Consider the following 21,567-nt stretch of genomic DNA (forward strand, 5'->3'; position numbering starts at 1 on the left):
CGCCGCTCGACGCCGAATAGCTAGCTATTCTCGTTTCCGCTCGACTTGCATGTGTTAGGCCTGCCGCCAGCGTTCAATCTGAGCCATGATCAAACTCTTCAATTTAAGATTTTGTTCGGCTCAATGAATACTGACTTCAAACTACGTATGTAATTTAAAGCTATTGTTGTTCCAACAGAACAACAATGAATTGACTGTGCCAATGACTCCTTTCTAAAGAAAGTTATCATCGATTGGTCACTCAGTTCATTGAAACCTAAATTGTTTCCGAAGAAACTATTTGGATTATCATCAACGAGTGCCCACACAGATTGATAGGTCTATATTGTTAAAGAGCGTGATTTGAGTCTCACTCAAATCGGACGGCTATTTTAGCGAGATAAACGTTAGTGTCAAACACTTTTTTCAGTTTATTTCGTTAGCTTTTCAGCTACCTAATCTAACCTCTGACTCGACTCGTTTCTTTCGAAGCGTTCCCGTGTCAGCGAGGGGGCATTATAGAGATCGGAGTCTCTTTGACAACCCCTTTTTTCATTTTTTTTAGACTTTTTATCCGTTCGGGCAAAAAGCGCTCAGATACGGTGATTTGTGGTGGTTATTTATTCAAATTCTTTATTGAATCTACAAAAAGAGACACCTTTTCCCAGTTGGTATATTCCACTTCTTTCGTTGTATCCGTTTCTCCGCCTGTCATCGACATAATAAAACGAATCATCACTCTGTCGAACCAACGATATCGTGGGTAATACAACGCGCCAGCAAAAACACCTATTAATTGCGGCTGCCAAGGCGATTTTATAAGAAACTTCCTTATATAAGCGCTGCCTTCAGGTGTATCTTTACCTTCCGCCTCTTTTCTTGCTGTTAAGTTCACACAGAAGAACGCTGCATTAGCTTTATTAAGCTGATCTAGGTGCGCTTCGATAAACCGGTACAATTTCTTATTAAGGTGGCCGTAACGAATGGACGCACCAATGATGACTTTATCGTAACCAGACAAATCCAGCGCATCGATTAAGTGTACGTCTTTTGTTTCACACTCAACGTTTCCAAGCTTCTCTTCTATATAGTGGAGAATTTTAACGGTTTGCCCTTCTCGGCTGGAGTGAAGTAGAAGTACTTTTTCCATCGAGCTTCCTTAATTAGTGAATTTAGCTGCGCCAGAATGTTGGGGTCAGCAGAATAAGTAGTGTGAATATTTCTAAACGACCAAATAGCATCGATACAACCAATACCCATTTGGCGGTATCGTTAATATCACCAAAATGCAATGCGACATCGCCCAGACCCGGACCTAAATTATTGAGCGTAGCTGCTACAGCAGAAAACGCGCTCAATTCATCCATACCTGTCGCAATCAATGCCAACATGCAAACCACAAAAACCAAAGCGTATGCAGAGAAGAATCCCCAAACCGCATCCACCACTCTCTGGGACAACGCTGTGCCCCCGACTTTGATGGTGTATACAGCCCTTGGGTGAACCAAGCGTTTTAATTCACGTGCCCCTTGCAAGGTCAGCAACAAAATACGGATGACTTTCATACCACCACCCGTTGACCCTGCACATCCCCCTATAAAGGAGGAGAAAAGCAACAGCACTGGTAAGAAGAGAGGCCATTCCGAAAAGCCTGTTGTTGTAAAACCAGCAGTCGTCGAAATAGAAACGGTTTGAAAGAGGGCTTCGTCAAAAGCATCAAACACCGAGGTATAGGAGTGATGCTTAAGTAATAGCAAGAAGCAGATCAGGAATAAGATACCTTGTATAAAGAAGAAGGCTCGAAATTCAGGATCTTTCCAATAATATTTAGGGTGAACACCGCCAGAAGCAAAAGCAGCAAAGTGCAATGAATAGTTGCACGCAGAAATAAGAAGAAACACCACCGTAATCATATTAATGGCAGAACTGTCGAAATACCCCATACTGGCATCGTGCGTTGAAAACCCACCAATGGCGATGGTCGAGAAACTATGGCTGATGGCATCAAACAAACTCATTCCCGCTAACCAAAATGCACTCGCACATGCAATGGTTAGGCTGAGGTAGATGTACCAGAGTGCTTTAGCTGTTTCGGCAATACGTGGGGTCATCTTGCTGTCTTTTACAGGACCTGGAATTTCAGCTCGGTATAACTGCATTCCCCCGATACCTAACACCGGAAGAATGGCGACCGCCAATACAATGATCCCCATGCCACCAAACCATTGCAGAAGCTGTCGATAAAACAGTATCGCTTTGGGCAAGTCATCAAGCCCGACGATGACGGTTGCACCTGTGGTGGTCAAGGCTGAGAAAGATTCAAAAAACGCGTCCGTAACCGATATATCAGGGGTATCTGAAATTAAGAAGGGGAGAGCCCCCGCACTGCCGATTACGGTCCAAAATAGAACCACAATCAAAAATCCATCACGAGCTTTTAATTCATGTCGATGATGGCGATTAGGGAACCAGAAAAAACCGCCAGCGATAAGCAGTACGAAAAATGTGGTGACAAATGGCACACCGGCACCATCTCGGTAGATCAGCGCGACAAAAGCGGGCGCCAGCATAGACACGCTAAACAGAGCGAGTAACAAACCGACGATGCGGATAATTGAACGAAATTGCATGCTTGCTTCAGAAGCGTCGCTTCTTAATATTCCTAAATTCTATTTTAATGGCGTGACCGTTGCTTTAGCGCCACTCTTATTTATGATTGCCTGAGTAAACCCTTCCATTTGGCTTACTTCTATTTCTAAAATCACTTCAACGAATTCGCCATAATCAGCATCAAGCTGATGAGCTTGGTATGTTTCCATTAAAGATTGAGCAATAGGCATGAACGAATAGTCTAACCTTAGCTTAAGGTTTGTGGTTATTTTTTTCTCGATTGTTTGAAGCAGCTTAAGTGCTTGCTGTACACCACCGCCATATGCTTTTACTAATCCGCCGGTTCCCAATTTAATTCCACCTGAATATCGAGTAACCACGGCGCTAATTTCCCCTACACCCGACCCCGATAGTTGAGCCAGTATTGGTTTACCTGCAGTTCCTGATGGTTCACCGTCATCGCTAAATCCATACAAAAGAGAATCTTCTGGCCTCCCAGCGGCAAAACCCCAACAATTATGCCTTGCAGATGCGTGCTCAACTTTTACCGATTCTATAAATGCTTTGGCTGACTCTATCGACGGGGTATGCGCCAACTGAGTAATGAAAAGGCTCTTTTTGATCTCTTCTTCGAAGATTACCGGCTCTGCAGGAATTAAAAATGGGAGTAAATTCATAGCACATAGGTCAGTTTGACAGGAGAGAGAAGTGTATCACGTCCTTCTGCCTGTCGTGTACTGAACAGGATCAACCTAATAAAAATCAAACACGCGTTTGAAAATGTATTGAAATTAACCACAACTCAGCGCACACTTACAAAGTCGAACAATATGACAACATAACTATAACATTCACTCTCTCAAGCAATCTCGGATTGCATATCGCGGAGTTAGACATGATTTACCAATCAAATACTCTACAAGTAAAGGAAATAAAAAACGGCATTGCCGAGCTTAGCTTTTGCTCTCCAGGCTCAGTTAATAAGCTTGACCTTGCTACGTTAGAATCGCTCGATCAGGCGCTGGATGCACTTATAGATCATTCAGGCTTGAGAGGGCTTATTCTCACCTCGGATAAAGATGCCTTTATCGTAGGTGCCGATATCACCGAATTCCTCGGTTTGTTTGCAAAACCTGAAGATGAACTGGACCAATGGGTTCAGTTTGCCAATAGTATTTTCTGCAAACTAGAAGATTTACCCGTTCCAACACTCTCTGCCATGACAGGACATGCTTTAGGTGGCGGTTGTGAGTGCGTACTCGCGACTGACTTTCGCATTGGTGATGCAACCACCAGCATCGGGTTACCTGAAACCAAGTTGGGTATCATGCCTGGATTTGGCGGATGTGTTCGCCTTCCACGCGTGATAGGTGCAGACAGTGCCATGGAAATCATTACGCAAGGGAAAGCTTGCCGAGCAGATGAAGCATTAAAGGTTGGGCTGCTGGATGCAGTCGTTGATACCGCAAGCCTTCGCCAATCGGCGATCCAGACTGTTGAGCAAGCCGCTGACGGTGTGATCGAATGGAAAGCGCGTCGAGAGCAGAAAATCTCCGCCCTTACATTAAGTAAAACAGAAGCCATGATGAGTTTTACCATGGCAAAAGGCTTGGTATTCCAAAAAGCGGGGCCACATTATCCAGCTCCAATGGCTGCGGTGACCGCCATTGAAGAAGCGGCTCACAGTGCTCGAAATGATGCATTGGACGTAGAGCGCAAGTATTTTGTTAAATTGGCAAAATCGGAAGAAGCCAAATCCTTGGTAGGACTGTTCTTAAACGATCAATACATCAAAGGACTAGCGAAGAAATCTGCGAAATCTGCCTCGAAAGACACCGCACGTGCAGCTGTACTTGGTGCGGGCATCATGGGTGGAGGTATTGCATACCAATCCGCGCTTAAGGGCGTTCCAGTTATGATGAAAGACATCGCGCAGCCGTCATTAGATTTGGGTATGACCGAAGCATCCAAACTGTTGAACAAGCGCTTGTCTCGTGGTCGCATTGATGGCTTCAAAATGGCAGGAATTCTTGCTTCAATCACCCCAAGTTTGCATTACGCAGGTATTGAAAACTCAGATGTGATTGTCGAAGCGGTTGTCGAAAATCCAAAAATAAAAGCCGCTGTACTTAGTGAGGTTGAAGAGCACGTTGGAGAAGATACGGTTATCACATCTAACACGTCTACCATTCCAATCAATTTGTTAGCGAAATCTCTCAAACGCCCAGAAAACTTCTGTGGCATGCACTTTTTCAACCCAGTTCATCGCATGCCGTTGGTAGAGATCATCCGAGGCGAACACACATCGGAAGAAACCATTAATCGAGTGGTCGCTTACGCAGCCAAAATGGGCAAGTCCCCTATCGTTGTGAACGACTGCCCTGGGTTCTTTGTGAATCGCGTTTTATTCCCGTATTTCGGCGGCTTCAGCATGTTGCTGCGTGACGGGGCAGACTTCACCAAGGTCGATAAAATAATGGAGCGTAAGTTTGGATGGCCAATGGGCCCGGCTTACCTTCTAGATGTTGTCGGTGTCGATACCGCTCATCACGCACAAGCCGTTATGGCTCAAGGCTTCCCTGAGCGTATGGGTAAAGATGGCAAAGATGTGATTGATGCGCTGTTTGAATCTGATCGCTATGGTCAGAAAAACGGCAGCGGGTTCTATCAATACAGCGTGGACAAGAAAGGTCGACCGAAGAAAGCCTTCAGTGATGACATTCTTTCTGTGATTGCGCCCGTCTGCGCTGAACCGCAAGATTTTGACGAGCAAACCATTATTCAACGCATGATGATTCCGATGATCAACGAAGTTGTCTTGTGCTTGGAAGAAGGCATTATCGCCTCTCCTCAAGAAGCGGATATGGCTCTGGTTTACGGCTTAGGTTTCCCTCCTTTCCGTGGTGGAGTATTCCGCTACCTAGACAGTGTGGGTATTGCCGAGTTTGTCGCGATGGCACAGCAATATACTGAGCTTGGTGCCATGTATCTACCGCCAAAATTGTTGGTTGATATGGCAGAAAAAGGCGACTCTTTTTACGGCGCTCAACAAGCAAGCAAGTTATAACCCTCTTTGGAAAAGGAATCTTAAAATGAACAATGTAGTGATCGTTGATTGCCTTAGAACCCCGATGGGGCGCTCCAAAGGCGGCGCATTTCGCAATGTAAGAGCAGAAGATCTATCCGCACATTTGATGAAAGGTATCTTGGAACGTAACCCACAGGTTAACCCTTCCGAAATCGAAGATGTATATTGGGGCTGTGTGCAGCAGACTCTAGAACAAGGCTTCAATGTCGCAAGAAATGCGGCTTTGCTAGCAGGGTTACCGATTGAAGTCGGTGCCGTTACCGTCAACCGATTGTGTGGTTCTTCAATGCAAGCGCTTCATGACGCCTCTCGTGCCATCATGGTTGGCGATGCCGATATCTGCCTTATCGGTGGTGTTGAGCATATGGGTCACGTACCCATGACGCATGGTGTAGATTTTCATCCAGGCTTGTCAAAGAACGTAGCGAAAGCAGCGGGTATGATGGGTTTGACTGCGGAGATGCTAGGCAAAATCCATGGTATCAGCCGTGAACAACAAGATGAATTTGCAGCACGCTCGCACGCTCGGGCTTACGCCGCCTCCCAAGAAGGTAGATTCAAAAATGAAATTCTGCCCACCGAAGGGCACGCTCCTGACGGTTCCCTGATCACCTTAGATTATGACGAAGTCATTCGCCCTGAAACCACCGTGGAAGGGTTATCTCAGCTTAGACCTGTATTCGACCCTGCTAACGGAACAGTGACAGCGGGGACATCGTCGGCTTTATCAGATGGTGCATCCGCCATGCTGGTGATGAGTGAAAACAAAGCCAAAGAGCTTGGGCTGAAAATTCGTGCTCGTGTACGTTCGATGGCGGTGGCTGGCTGTGATCCTTCCATCATGGGATACGGACCGGTTCCTGCCACCAAAAAAGCACTTAAGCGTGCTGGTCTTTCTATCGAAGACATGGGTGTAGTAGAACTAAACGAAGCCTTTGCGGCGCAATCGTTGCCATGCGCAAAAGATTTAGGGTTACTGGATGTGGTTGACGAAAAAGTGAACCTTAACGGTGGCGCTATCGCACTTGGTCACCCTCTCGGCTGTTCTGGATCTCGAATTTCCACCACTCTTATCAATTTAATGGAAGCTAACAATGCCAAGTACGGCTTAGCGACCATGTGCATTGGTTTAGGGCAGGGAATCGCAACCGTGTTCGAACGGGTAGACGTTTAAACCACTCCCCTTACAATATCAAAGGTCAGATTTCTGGCCTTTTTTCTTATTTTACAAACAATTAATCTACCAAAAAATAAATTAGACGCACTTCACGTATTCATTACCCTTTCAGTTATGCACCTAGTCTCAATCTCACCTAAACATTAGTATGGCTAAAAACGAGAATAGCTTTATAAATTCAAACTATTACGTAAAGCAATTTCGTTATCCCAAAAGATACCTTTGTCTAATTGGCTTTATCAGGCACTCATAAATAAAAAATTGTCGGTATCTCTTCTGTTGGCATGGCATGGAACGCATCTCTCGCCCACACATTTACAATCTGGGCACGTCATCGTTCCGTATGTAAGAAAATACGAAAGTATTCAAAGGCTTTAAATGACGACTCTAAAAAATGTAACACTACTATTAGCTCCACTTTTGTTAGCTGCATGTGGCGGCGGTGGAGACAAAGAAACAACCGAACCAACCCCAAAAACCCCCAATGTGGCGCCTGTAATTACAACGGAAGGAGATATAGTCACTTCCGCCTCACGCACTGTCACGCTCTCGGGGAATATATCGGATTTGGATGGAAGCATTGTTTCACACAAGTGGGAGCAAGTCTCTGGCACCCCAGTAACACTCTTGAACCCGACTTCCACACTTGCCTCCTTTGTTGCACCAACCTCTTATCAAGAACAAACCTTGGTATTTCGGTTAACCGCTACCGACAACGAAGGTGCGATCAATAGCCAAACCGTCACAGTTAAAGTCACAGCGGCAACGCCATCCAACCAAGCACCGCAAATTGACGCCATTACTGACCAAACCGTTAGACCAAGCACCGTGGCAAGTATCATCGCCAATGCAACCGATCCAGACGGGCAAATAGCCGAGTACACGTGGCAGCAAAAATCGGGGACAAGTGTCTCGTTGATAAATCCAAGTTCTCAGCAAGTGACCTTCAACGTACCCTCTTTAACCGAAGACGAGCTGCTGACTTTTGAAGTGACAGTGAAAGACAACCAAGGAGCAACCGCCAACCAGCAAGCTTTCGTGCACGTAAAACCAAATCGAGCGCCTGCATTTCACTTTATTGGTGATAAGACCACAGATATTAACCAACCCGTGACTATTGCGGCTTCTGCTTATGATCGCGATGGAACAATAACCTCATACAAGTGGGAACAAACAGCCGGTACTCATGTCACGATTGCCGATCCAGATTCGCAGGCGTTGAGCTTTACTTCTCCAACCCTAAATAGAGAGGAAACCCTGACATTCAAAGTTACAGCGACAGATAATGAAGGGGCGACAGGGTCGAGAACGGTCGACGTAACGGTTCAGAATGCGAGTAATTTGATCGAAAACCTGACGTTTGAAAACAACTCGATAAAACTCTGTTTAGATGCATTAAAAGAAGGAAATAATTGGACGTTTGTCGATGAAGTGACTCATTTCACCTGTCGGTACGGTTATCACAAAGATATTGAACAATTTACCTCTTTGACAAAACTGGATATTCAAAATACAACCTCTGCTTCCCCTGTGAGTATAAGTTTCGAGGCTTTCCCTAATTTAACTGAATTGAAGCTTATTCAATCCAGTGGCATTAGCGATATCGATGTATCTCAAAACACATTACTAGAGAAGCTGACGGTATCAGAAGCCAAGTTTGCATCCGTTAACTTGGCTAACAACGCTAACATAAAGGAAGTTTTTCTACATAGAGTGCCTGACTTAACGAATCTTGATTTGCTCCATAACACCAAGCTAACGTCACTGACCGTATTTGGCTCTCAAGTTCAAGACCTAAACCTTAGCCATAACGTTTTGCTTGAAACTGTTCGTGTATTTGGCATAAATGGGCATCCTGAGCTAGATGGGAAATTACAGTCCATTTCACTTCCCTCAACGAATAAGCTTACTCAATTAAAGCTCTCAGCTAACCAGCTTCAGAGTATCGATACGGCGAACTTATCTTCTCTTACCGATCTGGATTTATCTCAAAATCAACTCAATTTGGTTACTTTAACAAACAACGTAAAGCTCACCCATTTGCGTCTTAAAGAAAATGCTTTAGCGTCTCTCGATTTGATGAACAATACTGCCCTGACCGTTCTAGACATTAGTGATACAGGTACTTTCAAAATAGAAACGAGTCATCTAACTGAATTGAGTGAGTTATATGCTGCCAATAAAAGCCTGAGTACATTCTCCTCAAACCACTATTCCAAACTCACAAAACTGGATCTTTCCGAGAACCCTATTAGCACCATTGAATTAACCGATATGCCTTTACTGAGAGCAGTAAGATTGAGTAAAACCTTGATACACTCTCTTGATGCATCAAACGCGTCTAATTTGGTAGAACTCGAGATAAAGGCAAGTCCACTCAACTCAATAACCTTGCCAAATGAAAGCAGCAAGTTAGCTTGGTTAGAAGTCAGCTTTAGTTCACTAAACCACCTAGCAGTCCAGCAATATACTAACCTTCTAAAGCTAGAAGCTGCGGGCAATCAACTCATCGATATCGACATAAGGGCACTTACAAAACTTCGTACACTTCACCTTGGTGCGAACAAGATAACTAACTTAGATATCAGCCAAAATACTCTGTTGAGGTGTGTGTCCGTTTACGACACAACGCTGACAGATAATGCTAAAGAAACACTCGATAACTACGCATCTGAATTTCCGTTGCTAGACGAAATCACCTACACCAAAGCCACCGCCATTGGGCAATGCGGCTACGACCCTTACACACCTACCCCATAAAGTAACTGCCACCTCCTATGCTGGAGGTGGCATTTTCAAAACCCACTTCATCCCAAGCTTTTCACGCTACTTCATGAACTTTTGATGAAACACCTATCTAGACAACTGCCCACACTTGTCTAGACATCTCTTATCAAGCCTTTTAACACCAGACTTTTAAGCTAATTACCAATATTTCGCTGCATTTTTCTGACATTTCACTGCAATAAAACCGTCATTTCACCCGAGCAGGATAGAGCTGAACAAAACAGAAGGTTCACTCTATGGACAGCATCGTTAGCGTCGCGGATTTAAACAAAACTTTTGGCGAAAACCGCGCCTTAAACAACATTAATTTGGATCTCACGCACCGTGGTATGACGGCGCTATTGGGTCCGTCTGGATCAGGAAAATCCACCTTACTGCGCCACTTAAATGGCTTAATGGCCGGAGACAAAAGCAGTAGCACATCTGGCGAGATCCAGATTATGGGGCAGCCTGTGCAGCTCAGTGGCAAGGTGCACAAAAAAATTCGGTCAACACGCTCTCAAGCTGGCTTTATCTTCCAACAATTTAACTTGGTTAACCGCCTATCGGTTCTCACCAACGTTTTGATTGGTGCGCTGAGTGAAACACCTTGGTGGCGCTCCCTCAGCGGACAATTTACTCAAGCGCAGCAAAAGAAAGCGCTAGAAGCACTGGATAGAGTAGGAATGGCAGCTTTTGCCCACCAGCGCGTTTCAACACTGTCAGGGGGTCAACAACAACGGGTTGCGATTGCAAGAGCCTTAATGCAAGACGCCAAAATCATCTTTGCTGATGAACCCATAGCGTCGCTTGACCCCGAATCATCACGCATCGTGATGGAGCTGCTGCAACAAATCAACCAACAAGAGAACATCCCCGTCATCGTCACGCTTCACCAAGTCGAGCATGCCTTAAATTACTGTGAGCATGTCATCGCACTGCGTGATGGGCACATCTTTTATCAGGGCAGCAGCAATGGGCTAACAACAACCCAACTTGAAGCTCTGTATCGCGGAAAAACGGAAGAAGCAGGCGTTATTGTGGAAGGACACTTTCCTAACACTCCAATCTCAGAAGCTTCGATAGAGACCAACCCAACAACAGTCAACATTCAGTAAAAAGGAATCTGAACAATGTTACGTGCAATCCGTAAGATCTCAGTTGCCATTGCAATGGCAGCAGCAACGCTCGCCCCAGCATGGGCAGAAGAAGCACCATTAAAAACGCTGAACTTCGGCATTATTTCAACCGAATCGCAACAGAACCTAAAAACGTCATGGACGCCTTTTTTGGATGACATGAGCGAAAAGCTGGGCGTGAAAGTGAAAGCATATTTTGCACCCGATTACGCAGGCATCATCCAAGGCATGCGTTTTGATAAAGTGGATATCGCTTGGTATGGCAACAAATCGGCAATGGAAGCGGTCGACCGCGCAGGCGGTGAGATTTTTGCTCAAACAGTCGATGTCGAAGGCAACCCGGGATATTGGAGCTTGCTGATTACGCACAAAGACAACCCTATCAACTCCGTCGAAGATATGTTGAAAGACCGATCAAACCTAGCATTTGGTAACGGCGATCCAAATTCAACATCGGGCTTCTTGGTTCCGTCTTACTATGTGTTTGCGAAAAACAACGTACAGCCGAACGAATTCAAACGCACGTTGAATTCGAGCCACGAAGTAAACTTGTTTGCCGTTGCCAATAAGCAAGTGGATGTGGCAACCAACAACACAGAAAGCCTTCGTCGTTTCGCCAACAACAACCCCGATAAATTCAAAAACATCAAAATCATTTGGAAGTCCCCGCTGATTCCAGCCGATCCTATCGTATGGCGCAAGAACCTACCTGAAGAAACAAAAACAGCGGTGTACGACTTTTTCATGACGTATGGAAAAACGGGAAATGCAAAAGAAGTCGCCATTTTGAAAGAGCTTGATTGGGCACCATTCAAAGCCTCTTCCGACTTACAGCTACTCCCTATCCGTCAGCTAGCACTGTTTAAGAAACTGAACAAGTTCTCTACCGATAAGAAGCTTGACGAGTCTGAGCTCACAAAGGTCAGCAACGTTCAATCTGAACTTGCCGCATTAAATCGCCAAATGGCGGCCCTTGAGGCAATGGAATAACACGCTCTAGCCTGATTAGGGTGGGGATCCCTCACCCTATTGAAACCATCATATGAGAATTGATATGAACACCAACCTTTCTGTGGACGCCCTTCAAAGCAACCTGCATTGGAGCCAAAAACTTAAACAGCTTGCGATGCTAATTCTGTTCGCAGTGATACTTGCCTGGGCATGGCAAGGTGCAGAAATGAACCCCGTTCAACTGGTGGCGGATTCCGACAACATGGTGGAATTAGCGAGTGATTTCTTCCCGCCTGATTTCACTTATTGGGAACTCTATGTAGAAGAAACCCTAATTACGATTCAAATTGCCATTTGGGGCACCGTACTTTCGGTTCTTGTCTCAATACCATTGGGACTTATGTGCGCAGATAACATCGTACCAATGTGGGTCTATCAACCTACTCGCCGCCTAATGGATGCCGCACGTGCCATCAATGAAATGGTGTTTGCCATGCTGTTTGTGGTGGCTGTCGGCTTAGGCCCCTTTGCTGGCGTACTGGCACTGTTCATCCACACAACAGGGGTATTGGCGAAACTGTTTTCAGAAGCCGTAGAAGCAATAGACCTAGGCCCTGTCGAAGGCGTTCGCGCCACCGGAGCCAACAAATTAGAAGAAGTGATTTACGGTGTCATCCCCCAAGTGTTGCCACTTTGGATTTCTTTCACACTTTACCGATTTGAATCCAATGTTCGTTCCGCCACCGTGGTGGGCATGGTGGGTGCTGGTGGTATAGGAGTATTACTGTGGGAAGCCATTCGCGGTTTTCAGTTCCAACAAACCGCCGCCATCATGCTGGTCATCATTGTAACCGTTAGCTTAATAGACTTTGCATCGCAACATATCCGCAAAGCCTACATTTAAAAAATTTGCCTGAACTTGTCTAGACAACTGAATGGAAGAATGTGATGCAACTGTATATGGACATCGCCAAACAACTCGAACAGGAAGTACAAAGCCAGTTCAAAGTTGGGGAATTTTTACCCTCGGAATCTCGACTGGCAGACCGATTTGACGTTAATCGTCACACCGTAAGGCGTGCCATCGATGAATTGGTGTTTTGTGGGTTGATAGAGAGACAACAAGGCAGAGGCAATCAGGTCATACGTCAGCCTTATGCGTATCCACTCAATCAAGGTGCGCATTTTACGCACAACCTCACCAAGCAAGGCTATATGCCAAGGTGTGAGGTGCTAAGCCGCCAATTGATTTCCGCCAGTGAGCATCTAGCCAAGGTTCTAAACATCAAGCTGAACGCACAAGTCATCAAGCTCACCACGCTCAGAGTCATTGACGGTTTGCCATGCAGTTTGATTGAACATTTTTTGCCAAACACAGAATGGTGGGGACCACTGCAACACTTCGAGAGCGGTTCCCTTCATCAGTATATTCACCAGCAACTCGACACGGATCTGACCCGACAGTCCACCAAACTGCGTTCACGAATGCCTAACCGGCAAGAACGCAAACAACTGAAGTTATCGGAGAACATTCCGCTCATTATTTTCCGAACGGTAAACGTGGCAAGCCAGACCAACCAGGTCATGGAATATTCTTGCTCCTACACCCGCTCGGACATGATTGAAATCGTATTGGAGCATTAACCATGGTCACAACAACTAAGTCAGAGCGACAGGGCTGGATGTCCGTTCTCGCTCGGACCGACTTCTTGCACCTAAAAAACCTGTGGGAGCCGTTAAATTTGTCTCCACATTATCAGGTGATACGCCAACCAGAAACGGGGCTCATTCAGGTCCAGTCGCGTATGGGCGGCACAGGTAACCCATTCAATATTGGTGATATGACCGTCACGCGCAGTGTCATTAAATTGCCTGAAGGTGAAATGGGCTACAGCTACATAAAGGGACGCAACAAAGATCATGCACTCCTTGCGGCATTGATCGATGCTCTCATGCAAACCTCAACCTATTGCGCCCCCCTAATGCAGCAAGTGATAGAACCTTTGATGGCAACCATGCAAGAGCAAACACAAGCAAGACGCGAACAGGTCGCCACTAGCAAGGTGGAATTTTTCACTATGGTGAGAGGAGAGGACGAATGAAATTCGTAAAACAAGGTTTTAACGATCCGATTCACGATGCGCAGAATGTATTTCGCTTCATCCTGAACGCCATGTCGATGCCAAGCTCACTGCAAACGATGCCCTCTGAGTTATCGTTTGGGCAAGCCAATGCTGCCACCACTCAAATATTACTGGCTCTGACCGATAGCACGACACCGATTTGGATAAGTGAAGCATTTAAAACCGATTCTGAGCTCACACAAAATCTACAGTTTCACGCCAATACGCCATTAGCCACACGTCAAGACAAAGCGAGCTTTGCGCTTCTGGGTGGTGACCAAAATGCCGACATTAACGAATTCTGCTGGGGGAGCGCAGAGTACCCCGAAACAAGCACCACGTTGATTATTCAAGTTAATAGCCTATCGAAAGGGGTTGAATTAGAACTCAGCGGTCCGGGTATTGACGGTAAAGCATTGATCAACGTTGACGGTATTCATCAATCACTACTTAACCAGATAATGGTCATCAGCAAATCTCAACCTTTAGGGATTGATGTCTTGCTCACGTGCGAAAACCAATTAATGGCTCTGCCACGTACCACGCTCATCGCGCTGGCTAACAAGGAGGATTCATCATGTACGTTGCAGTAAAAGGCGGTGAAAAAGCCATTAAAGCAGCCCACCAGCTCCAAGACCAAAAACGCCGCGGCACTGGCAGTGAAATCCATACCAGCCAAATCACAGGTCAGCTCAGCGGCGCGGTAGATAGGGTAATGACAGAAGGCGGGATTTACGACACAGAACTCGCCGCACTGGCTTTTAAGCAAGCCAGTGGTGACATGATTGAAGCTATCTTTCTGCTGCGAGCTTACCGAACCACTCTCTCTCGCTTTGCCACTAGTGAACCGTTAGAAACCACTGCCATGGAGATAGAGCGCCGCATATCCGCGACCTTTAAAGACTTACCCGGCGGTCAGGTACTTGGCCCCACATTGGACTACACCCATCGCTTACTTGATTTTTCATTATTAGCGGAAGGAAGAGATCCAACAAAGCCTGAACAGCAAGGCAATACAACACGTGATACAGCGGTATTGGAAACCTGCCCTCAGGTGATGACGATATTGGAAAACCAAGGGCTCGCAACAAAAGAAGTCGATGAGGGTGATACCGCAGAAGACATTACGCTGCATCCACCAACATACCCTGCGACGCGAAGTGCTCGACTACAGCAGCTCATGCGCAGCGATGAAGGTTTCCTTCTGTCAATGGGGTATTCCACCCAGCGAGGCTACGGTCGTAATCACCCGTTTGCGGCTGAAATTCGCACTGGAAACGTCACTGTTTCTCTCTGCCCTGGAGAATTGGGGTTTGAGATAGAGATTGGGGATATCGAACTCACAGAATGCCAAATGATCAACGGCTTCTCAGGTTCTAAAACCATCAAGCCTCAATTTACCCGTGGTTATGGTGTTGCCTTTGGCGCGGCTGAGCGAAAAGCCATGTCTATGGCATTAGTCGACAGAGCCCTCCAAGCGGAAGAATTGGATGAACCCGTTCAAGGGCCCGCGCAAGATCAGGAATTTGTGTTGTCTCACGGTGATAACGTCGAAGCGGCAGGGTTTGTATCCCACCTAAAACTCCCCCACTACGTCGATTTTCAGTCGGAATTGGAACTGATTCGCAAGCTTCAAAAAGAGCACGAACAACGCCATGTACATAGAGAGGAGCCAGACCATGAACAGCTTAAGTAAGCACATCGACACCCCAGAAAACCAAGCGATTCAGGGATACAACTACGGCTTCTTAGATGAACAAACCAAGCGGATGATCCGCCGAGCCATTCTAAAAGCGGTGGCGATTCCTGGATACCAAGTGCCTTTTGGCGGAAGGGAAATGCCCATGCCTTATGGCTGGGGAACGGGTGGTATTCAAATCACCGCCTCTATTATCGGGCAACAAGACACACTTAAGGTGATTGACCAAGGCGCAGACGACACCACCAATGCGGTCTCTATTCGTCAATTTTTCGAAAAAGTGGCCGACGCAGATACGACAGAAGAAACCGAGCAGGCCAGCATCATTCAAACACGTCATCGCATCCCAGAAACACCGCTGACAGACGGGCAAATTCTGGTATACCAAGTGCCGATTCCCGAGCCCTTGCGCTTTCTTGAGCCAAGAGAAACGGAAACTCGGAAAATGCACGCTTTGAGTGAATACGGGATCATGCACGTGAAGTTGTATGAAGACATCGCACGTTATGGGCATATATCAACCTCTTATGCGTACCCTGTGATGGTGAACCAGCGCTACATTATGGACCCTTCCCCCATACCGAAATTCGACAACCCCAAAATGGACCGCATGCCTGCCCTCCAACTGTTTGGGGCAGGTAGAGAAAAGCGCATTTACGCTATTCCCCCATTCACCGATGTGAAAAGCCTCGATTTTGATGATCATCCATTCGAAGTTCAACGCTGGGAAGAGCCATGCGCCATCTGCGGATCAACACATACCTTTTTGGATGAAGTCGTCACCGACGACAAAGGGGGCCGGATGTTCGTCTGTTCAGATACGGATTACTGCGCCAAACAGCTGGAGAAATTGTCATGTTAAAACTTGCGGAAAAAGTGTCGCCAATGCCAGCGCTCGACTCCACTCAAAATGGGTCACCTCTGCTTTCAGTATCAGAGTTGTCCAAACTGTATTCAACTAATAAAGGTTGCCAAAACATCAACCTAGAGCTGTATCCGGGCGAAGTGTTGGGCATTGTCGGGGAATCTGGCTCAGGTAAAAGCACCTTGTTACGCGTGCTGTCCGGTCGGGAACGCCCAAACAGTGGCACGGTTGATTACAACAATGGGAATCAAACCATTGAACTGTACGAACAACCGGATAGAGAGCGCCGCCGCTTGCTTCGAACTGAATGGGGTGTGGTCCATCAACACCCAATGGATGGGCTAAGACCCCGTGTTTCTGCAGGTGGCAACATCGGAGAACGATTAATGGCCATTGGCGATAGGCATTACGGTCAAATTCGCTCACAAGCCGAGAAGTGGCTTCAAGATGTTGAAATTCCACTCGATCGCATTGACGACTGTCCCATAACGTTTTCCGGCGGAATGCAGCAACGCCTGCAAATCGCTCGCAACTTAGTAACACACCCAAAACTGGTGTTTATGGACGAACCAACCGGCGGACTTGATGTATCGGTTCAAGCTCGCTTGCTTGATCTGATACGTAACCTCGTCACCAACCTCGGGCTATCGGTCATCATTGTCACTCACGATTTAGCCGTTGCTCGCCTGCTGGCGGATCGCCTTATTGTGATGAAAGAGAGCCGCATTGTTGAAACGGGGATTACCGATCAAGTGCTCGACGATCCCCAACATCCGTACACCCAACTGTTGGTGTCTTCCGTATTGCAAGGATGATCTCATGTTAAAAATTGAAAACATCAGTAAGAGCTTCGTTCTCCATAACCAGCAAGGCATTACGCTCCCTGTCATGGATACCGTTAGCTTCGAAGTGAACCAAGGCGAATGCTTAGTGCTTCACGGTGAGTCTGGATCTGGGAAATCGACACTGCTGCGGACTCTATACGCCAATTATAGGGTCAATAGTGGCTCGATTATGGTCTACAACGACAACCATTGGGTCGATATTGCGTCGGCGTCTCCACGAAAAATTTTGCAAGTGCGTCAGAACACCCTTGGCTGGGTCAGTCAGTTTTTACGCGTCATACCGCGTATCTCCGCGCTTGAGGTTGTTATGCAGCCTCTGCTTGAGCGAGATATACCCAAAGTCGTTGCTAAGGAAAAAGCCGCCGCTATGTTGCAGCGTTTGAATGTTCCCGAAACGCTCTGGCACCTCGCCCCCGCGACGTTTTCAGGCGGAGAGCAACAACGCGTGAATATTGCGCGTGGCTTTATTGTCGATGCCCCCATTTTGCTGCTCGATGAGCCCACTGCGTCCTTGGATGAAAAAAATCGCGATGTGGTCATTAATCTGATTCTCGAAGCCAAAGCGCGAGGCGCAACCATCGTCGGAATATTTCACGACGACTATGTTCGCAAGAAAGTAGCGGACAAATATTTTGATGTTAAGACGGCAACGACTCGCACCGTACCCACCCCAAACTCAACATTGCAATAGAAGGATGATGGCAATGAAAATCACCAACATTAATATGGTTCTGCCCGATTCCATTTTGTATGGAACCATTGAGATCGACAATCACACCATTGTGTCGATTTCTGAAGGCAAAGACAGCGACCCGAATTGCATTGATGGGCAAGGCGATTGGCTCCTGCCTGGCTTGATTGAACTGCATACCGACAATCTTGAAAAATACTTCACCCCTCGACCAAAAGTGAGTTGGCCACCATTTTCTGCCATGGCAGCGCACGATGCGCAATTAATCGGTTCGGGCATCACCACGGTACTGGATGCGGTGGCGGTAGGAGATGTGCGTGATGGCGGTACACGCCAAGACTATCTAGACAAGATGATCGATACGCTGGTTGAATCGGAGCGCCGTGGGGTCAATCGCTCACAGCATTTCCTGCATATTCGCTGTGAACTTCCCCATTCTTCTACGTATGGATTAGTCGAGCGCTACCTTGGTTTACCGCAAGTTAAAATGGTATCCCTAATGGACCACTCCCCCGGTCAGCGCCAATTCGTCAACCTAGAAAAATACTACGAGTATTATCAAGGCAAATACGGATTGAATGATGCGGAAATGCAAGCCTACGAACAAGAGCAACGCACCTTGTCTCAGCAATGGTCTGATCGCAATCGCAAAGCTATTTCACAGCTTTGCCATCAACGTGGTATCCCACTTGCTAGTCATGATGATGCGACTGTCGCTCATGTTGAAGAGTCTCATGAACTTGGGTTGGTACTGGCAGAATTCCCTACCACCGTTGAAGCGGCAAAACGCTCGCACGAGTTAGGTTTGCATGTATTAATGGGCGCACCCAATGTCGTTAGAGGCGGCTCACATTCTGGTAATGTCGCAGCGCATGAGCTCGCAAGTATGGGCGTGTTGGATGTGCTGTCTTCTGATTATTTCCCATTAAGCTTGTTAGATGCCGTTTTCAAACTGGCTGAAGATGAAAGAAATACGCTAGATTTACCCAATGCAGTCAAATTGGCGACATCCAACCCAGCACAAGCGCTTGGGCTTCACGACCGCGGAGAAATCAAAGAGGGCTTACTCGCCGATTTAATCTTGGTTAAGCAAGTCGAGGGGCAAGCCTACGTCAAGCGTGCTTGGCGACTCGGGCAATGTGTGTATTAAATTTGATAAGCACTTTTTGGGGCGGAGGGAAGATAATATGGCGAAACTCTTTTATGTGATGGGGGCATCTGGAAGTGGAAAAGACAGCGTGATGCAGGCGATCCGGCAAGACAGCCGCATCTCTGTTCAATTAGCGCATAGATACATTACGAGACCCGCCGACAGCGGCAATGAAAACCATATCGCACTCAATCATGAGGAGTTTCACCAGCGCATCACCTCTGGGTTATTTTCCATGCATTGGGAAGCCAACGGATTGCGTTATGGCATCGGCAAAGAAATCGAGCTGTGGCTAAGCCAAGGACAACATGTTCTTTTGAATGGGTCGCGCGCTTACTTCCCTCAAGCGCATGCGCTGTTCAAAGAACAAATAACCCCAGTATGGATTCAAGTGGATGTTGATTGCCTGCAATCGAGATTACTGGCAAGGGGAAGGGAGACACATGAACAGATAGTCGCTCGCATTGAGCGAGCCAAGCAATACCAAAGAAACAAACCATCCGATGCCATGGTGATCGACAACAGTGGTAAACTTGAATCGAGTGTGGAGCAATTTATTTTGCAATTAAATCCGGAGGTACAAGCTTGCAACTGACGTTATTAGGAACCGGAAATGCAGGGCATGTTCCAACCTATGGTTGTGACTGTGCTGCGTGTGAAAGAGCCATTGAGAACCCAATATTCCGACGAGGTAAAACCTCGGCATACATTGAGCGCAATGGGAAAAACCTCCTGTTGGATGCCAACCACCCTCAACTTCTTGAGCAGTTTCCCTCAGGCGCGATTGATACCATATTACTGACTCACTTTCATATGGATCATGTTCACTCTCTGTTTGACCTGCGCTGGGGGAAAGGCAAATCGATACCTGTTTATACTCCCCCCGACAAAGCTGGCTGCGACGACCTTTACAAACACCCAGGTCTGTTTGGTTTCCAACCATTGAGCGCATTTACTTCTTTTGACTGGGAAGGCATCACTATTACGCCTGTGCCTCTTACGCATTCTAAACCTTGCTTCGGCTACGTTTTTGAATGGGAAAACAAACGACTTGCGTACCTGACGGATACGGTTGGTCTGCCTAAAAGCACACGCGAATTCCTTGAAAGTAAATCCATCGATCTCATGCTAATAGATTGCAACCATCCACCCATGCCAGACTCCCCACCACGCAATCACAACGACATCTTGCTGGTTCAATCAATCCAACAGCAACTGTCTATCAAAAGGTTAGGTTTAGTACACATAAGCCACGATCTAGACACTTGGGCAATGCAAAACCCTGATGTGTTCTCACCCTCTTTTTTTCTCGCTAAAGACCATCAAGTATTCAAACTGTGAGCTATGCAATATATGCATACCTATAATGCTAAAGTGTCATTTTTTTCATACGTCATATCGTTCTACACTAGTGTCGTTGACTAAAGCACACGAGTGATGTGCTTGCAGCCCTCATACTGTGGAGAAGACTATGTTCCAAGCTCTCGTTCTAAATCAAGAAGATAAAAAAACCATCGCATCCATTGAATCACTAGACGATTCACATTTACCTGAAGGTGATGTGGTTATCGATGTAGATTACACTTCTCTGAATTACAAAGACGGACTCGCCATTACTGGTAAAGGGAAAATCATCCGTCAGTTTCCAATGGTGCCAGGGATCGATTTAGCGGGAACCGTGGTGACGTCTTCCGACGAGCGCTACCAAACTGGTGACAAAGTGGTACTAACCGGTTGGGGCGTTGGGGAAAACCACTGGGGTGGTATGGCTCAACGCGCTAGCCTCAAAGCAGATTGGTTAGTTCCATTACTTTCTGGGCTTAGCAGCAAGCAAGCGATGATGGTAGGTACAGCGGGCTTAACAGCCATGCTGTGTGTACAAGCCATTATAGACGGCGATGTAAAACCAGAAGATGGTGAAATCCTCGTAACAGGGGCGAGTGGCGGCGTTGGTTCTGTTGCTGTAACGTTATTGAGCACTCTTGGCTATAACGTAGTAGCCGTAAGCGGTCGAGTAGAAAAGAACGGTCCTTTACTTGAAAAATTAGGGGCGAGCCGAGTCATTGATCGCAGTGAGTTTGAAGAGCCCGCACGCGCACTCGAAAAACAAATCTGGGCAGGTGCCATTGACACTGTTGGTAGCAAAGTATTAGCCAAAGTGTTGGCGCAGATGGATTACAACAGCACCGTCGCTGCATGTGGTTTGGCAGGTGGATTCGATTTGCCGACGACGGTTATGCCATTTATTCTGCGAAACGTCCGTTTGCAAGGGGTCGATTCTGTTTACTGCCCCTACGAGAAGCGCACGGCAGCATGGGAAAAGCTCACTGAACTGCTTCCAGCCAGTTACTTTGAACAAGCCTGCACAGAAATCCCTTTAAGTGATGCACCGAAATACGCGGAAGACATAACAAATGGTCAAGTGACGGGCCGAGTGGTCATTAAGCCTTAACACTTTCTCCCGTTAGCAAACAATGCCGAAAA

At 46.7% G+C, this 21,567-nt stretch carries 20 protein-coding genes and 1 rRNA gene; 17 read left to right on the plus strand and 4 right to left on the minus strand.

Going from position 1 to position 21,567, the window contains the following annotated elements; all coding sequences use genetic code 11:
• From CW749_RS26140 to CW749_RS26155, 4 genes are all read right to left on the minus strand, one after another.
• Positions 1 to 105 (minus strand): 16S ribosomal RNA (locus CW749_RS26140); the annotation flags it as partial.
• 490 nt (positions 106 to 595) lie between these two features.
• The gene (gene hemG / locus CW749_RS26145) at positions 596 to 1,129 is read right to left on the minus strand and encodes a menaquinone-dependent protoporphyrinogen IX dehydrogenase (RefSeq protein WP_101115408.1); all 534 of its coding nucleotides are present in this window, start codon (positions 1,127 to 1,129) and stop codon (positions 596 to 598) included.
• Positions 1,130 to 1,151: 22 nt separating this feature from the next.
• Positions 1,152 to 2,609: a TrkH family potassium uptake protein gene (locus tag CW749_RS26150; protein WP_101115409.1), complete on the minus strand. Its 1,458-nt coding sequence runs from the start codon at positions 2,607 to 2,609 to the stop codon at positions 1,152 to 1,154.
• Between the two features lie 39 nt (positions 2,610 to 2,648).
• Positions 2,649 to 3,266, minus strand: a complete 618-nt coding sequence (locus tag CW749_RS26155; RefSeq protein ID WP_101115410.1) for a YigZ family protein — start codon at positions 3,264 to 3,266, stop codon at positions 2,649 to 2,651.
• Between the two features lie 218 nt (positions 3,267 to 3,484).
• Between CW749_RS26155 and fadB the strand changes: the two genes are divergently transcribed.
• From fadB to CW749_RS26240, 17 genes are all read left to right on the plus strand, one after another.
• Positions 3,485 to 5,656: a fatty acid oxidation complex subunit alpha FadB gene (gene fadB, locus CW749_RS26160; protein WP_101115411.1), complete on the plus strand. Its 2,172-nt coding sequence runs from the start codon at positions 3,485 to 3,487 to the stop codon at positions 5,654 to 5,656.
• A 25-nt stretch (positions 5,657 to 5,681) separates the two neighbouring features.
• The gene (gene fadA, locus CW749_RS26165) at positions 5,682 to 6,851 is read left to right on the plus strand and encodes an acetyl-CoA C-acyltransferase FadA (protein ID WP_101115412.1); all 1,170 of its coding nucleotides are present in this window, start codon (positions 5,682 to 5,684) and stop codon (positions 6,849 to 6,851) included.
• Between the two features lie 381 nt (positions 6,852 to 7,232).
• Positions 7,233 to 9,614 carry a hypothetical protein gene (locus CW749_RS26170; RefSeq protein ID WP_101115413.1) on the plus strand — a complete coding sequence of 794 codons (2,382 nt, stop codon included), beginning with the start codon at positions 7,233 to 7,235 and terminating at the stop codon, positions 9,612 to 9,614.
• A 263-nt stretch (positions 9,615 to 9,877) separates the two neighbouring features.
• The gene (gene phnC, locus CW749_RS26175; protein WP_101115414.1) at positions 9,878 to 10,738 is read left to right on the plus strand and encodes a phosphonate ABC transporter ATP-binding protein; all 861 of its coding nucleotides are present in this window, start codon (positions 9,878 to 9,880) and stop codon (positions 10,736 to 10,738) included.
• Positions 10,739 to 10,753: 15 nt separating this feature from the next.
• Positions 10,754 to 11,749 carry a phosphonate ABC transporter substrate-binding protein gene (gene phnD / locus CW749_RS26180; protein ID WP_101115415.1) on the plus strand — a complete coding sequence of 332 codons (996 nt, stop codon included), beginning with the start codon at positions 10,754 to 10,756 and terminating at the stop codon, positions 11,747 to 11,749.
• Positions 11,750 to 11,813: 64 nt separating this feature from the next.
• Positions 11,814 to 12,614, plus strand: a complete 801-nt coding sequence (phnE, locus tag CW749_RS26185; protein ID WP_101115416.1) for a phosphonate ABC transporter, permease protein PhnE — start codon at positions 11,814 to 11,816, stop codon at positions 12,612 to 12,614.
• Positions 12,615 to 12,658: 44 nt separating this feature from the next.
• On the plus strand, positions 12,659 to 13,354 hold the full coding sequence (gene phnF, locus CW749_RS26190; protein WP_101115417.1) for a phosphonate metabolism transcriptional regulator PhnF: 696 nt from the start codon (positions 12,659 to 12,661) through the stop codon (positions 13,352 to 13,354).
• Positions 13,355 to 13,356: 2 nt separating this feature from the next.
• The gene (gene phnG, locus CW749_RS26195; RefSeq protein WP_101115418.1) at positions 13,357 to 13,812 is read left to right on the plus strand and encodes a phosphonate C-P lyase system protein PhnG; all 456 of its coding nucleotides are present in this window, start codon (positions 13,357 to 13,359) and stop codon (positions 13,810 to 13,812) included.
• The gene (gene phnH, locus CW749_RS26200; RefSeq protein WP_101115419.1) at positions 13,809 to 14,426 is read left to right on the plus strand and encodes a phosphonate C-P lyase system protein PhnH; all 618 of its coding nucleotides are present in this window, start codon (positions 13,809 to 13,811) and stop codon (positions 14,424 to 14,426) included. The genes phnG and phnH overlap by 4 nt, the downstream gene beginning before the upstream one ends.
• Positions 14,411 to 15,529 (plus strand): carbon-phosphorus lyase complex subunit PhnI, encoded by a 1,119-nt coding sequence (locus CW749_RS26205; RefSeq protein ID WP_101115420.1) that lies wholly within the window; start codon positions 14,411 to 14,413, stop codon positions 15,527 to 15,529. Before phnH ends, CW749_RS26205 begins: the two co-directional genes overlap by 16 nt.
• Entirely contained in the window at positions 15,513 to 16,394 is an 882-nt protein-coding gene (locus CW749_RS26210) for an alpha-D-ribose 1-methylphosphonate 5-phosphate C-P-lyase PhnJ (RefSeq protein WP_101115421.1), read from the plus strand. The genes CW749_RS26205 and CW749_RS26210 overlap by 17 nt, the downstream gene beginning before the upstream one ends.
• Before the next feature lie 23 nt (positions 16,395 to 16,417).
• Entirely contained in the window at positions 16,418 to 17,212 is a 795-nt protein-coding gene (gene phnK, locus CW749_RS26215) for a phosphonate C-P lyase system protein PhnK (protein ID WP_237322594.1), read from the plus strand.
• 4 nt (positions 17,213 to 17,216) lie between these two features.
• Positions 17,217 to 17,933 carry a phosphonate C-P lyase system protein PhnL gene (gene phnL, locus CW749_RS26220; RefSeq protein WP_101115423.1) on the plus strand — a complete coding sequence of 239 codons (717 nt, stop codon included), beginning with the start codon at positions 17,217 to 17,219 and terminating at the stop codon, positions 17,931 to 17,933.
• 13 nt (positions 17,934 to 17,946) lie between these two features.
• Positions 17,947 to 19,083 carry an alpha-D-ribose 1-methylphosphonate 5-triphosphate diphosphatase gene (gene phnM / locus CW749_RS26225; RefSeq protein ID WP_237322593.1) on the plus strand — a complete coding sequence of 379 codons (1,137 nt, stop codon included), beginning with the start codon at positions 17,947 to 17,949 and terminating at the stop codon, positions 19,081 to 19,083.
• A 37-nt stretch (positions 19,084 to 19,120) separates the two neighbouring features.
• Positions 19,121 to 19,678, plus strand: coding sequence for a ribose 1,5-bisphosphokinase (gene phnN / locus CW749_RS26230; RefSeq protein WP_101115425.1), 558 nt, complete (start codon positions 19,121 to 19,123; stop codon positions 19,676 to 19,678).
• Positions 19,669 to 20,424 (plus strand): phosphonate metabolism protein PhnP, encoded by a 756-nt coding sequence (gene phnP / locus CW749_RS26235; protein ID WP_101115426.1) that lies wholly within the window; start codon positions 19,669 to 19,671, stop codon positions 20,422 to 20,424. The genes phnN and phnP overlap by 10 nt, the downstream gene beginning before the upstream one ends.
• Positions 20,425 to 20,554: 130 nt before the next feature.
• Positions 20,555 to 21,535 carry an MDR family oxidoreductase gene (locus CW749_RS26240; protein ID WP_101115427.1) on the plus strand — a complete coding sequence of 327 codons (981 nt, stop codon included), beginning with the start codon at positions 20,555 to 20,557 and terminating at the stop codon, positions 21,533 to 21,535.
• The last annotated feature ends 32 nt before the right edge of the window (positions 21,536 to 21,567 follow it).

Source organism: Vibrio sp. vnigr-6D03 (assembly GCF_002835515.1).
Classification (GTDB): Bacteria; Pseudomonadota; Gammaproteobacteria; order Enterobacterales; family Vibrionaceae; genus Vibrio; species Vibrio penaeicida.

What these genes read in the sequence shown, in the direction of transcription:
- hemG (WP_101115408.1), bottom strand. Translation starts at nt 1,129, where the DNA reads ATGGAAAAAGTACTTCTACTTCACTCCAGCCGAGAAGGGCAAACCGTT.
- CW749_RS26150 (WP_101115409.1), bottom strand. Translation starts at nt 2,609, where the DNA reads ATGCAATTTCGTTCAATTATCCGCATCGTCGGTTTGTTACTCGCTCTG.
- CW749_RS26155 (WP_101115410.1), bottom strand. Translation starts at nt 3,266, where the DNA reads ATGAATTTACTCCCATTTTTAATTCCTGCAGAGCCGGTAATCTTCGAA.
- fadB (WP_101115411.1), top strand. Translation starts at nt 3,485, where the DNA reads ATGATTTACCAATCAAATACTCTACAAGTAAAGGAAATAAAAAACGGC.
- fadA (WP_101115412.1), top strand. Translation starts at nt 5,682, where the DNA reads ATGAACAATGTAGTGATCGTTGATTGCCTTAGAACCCCGATGGGGCGC.
- CW749_RS26170 (WP_101115413.1), top strand. Translation starts at nt 7,233, where the DNA reads ATGACGACTCTAAAAAATGTAACACTACTATTAGCTCCACTTTTGTTA.
- phnC (WP_101115414.1), top strand. Translation starts at nt 9,878, where the DNA reads ATGGACAGCATCGTTAGCGTCGCGGATTTAAACAAAACTTTTGGCGAA.
- phnD (WP_101115415.1), top strand. Translation starts at nt 10,754, where the DNA reads ATGTTACGTGCAATCCGTAAGATCTCAGTTGCCATTGCAATGGCAGCA.
- phnE (WP_101115416.1), top strand. Translation starts at nt 11,814, where the DNA reads ATGAACACCAACCTTTCTGTGGACGCCCTTCAAAGCAACCTGCATTGG.
- phnF (WP_101115417.1), top strand. Translation starts at nt 12,659, where the DNA reads ATGCAACTGTATATGGACATCGCCAAACAACTCGAACAGGAAGTACAA.
- phnG (WP_101115418.1), top strand. Translation starts at nt 13,357, where the DNA reads ATGGTCACAACAACTAAGTCAGAGCGACAGGGCTGGATGTCCGTTCTC.
- phnH (WP_101115419.1), top strand. Translation starts at nt 13,809, where the DNA reads ATGAAATTCGTAAAACAAGGTTTTAACGATCCGATTCACGATGCGCAG.
- CW749_RS26205 (WP_101115420.1), top strand. Translation starts at nt 14,411, where the DNA reads ATGTACGTTGCAGTAAAAGGCGGTGAAAAAGCCATTAAAGCAGCCCAC.
- CW749_RS26210 (WP_101115421.1), top strand. Translation starts at nt 15,513, where the DNA reads ATGAACAGCTTAAGTAAGCACATCGACACCCCAGAAAACCAAGCGATT.
- phnK (WP_237322594.1), top strand. Translation starts at nt 16,418, where the DNA reads ATGCCAGCGCTCGACTCCACTCAAAATGGGTCACCTCTGCTTTCAGTA.
- phnL (WP_101115423.1), top strand. Translation starts at nt 17,217, where the DNA reads ATGTTAAAAATTGAAAACATCAGTAAGAGCTTCGTTCTCCATAACCAG.
- phnM (WP_237322593.1), top strand. Translation starts at nt 17,947, where the DNA reads ATGAAAATCACCAACATTAATATGGTTCTGCCCGATTCCATTTTGTAT.
- phnN (WP_101115425.1), top strand. Translation starts at nt 19,121, where the DNA reads ATGGCGAAACTCTTTTATGTGATGGGGGCATCTGGAAGTGGAAAAGAC.
- CW749_RS26240 (WP_101115427.1), top strand. Translation starts at nt 20,555, where the DNA reads ATGTTCCAAGCTCTCGTTCTAAATCAAGAAGATAAAAAAACCATCGCA.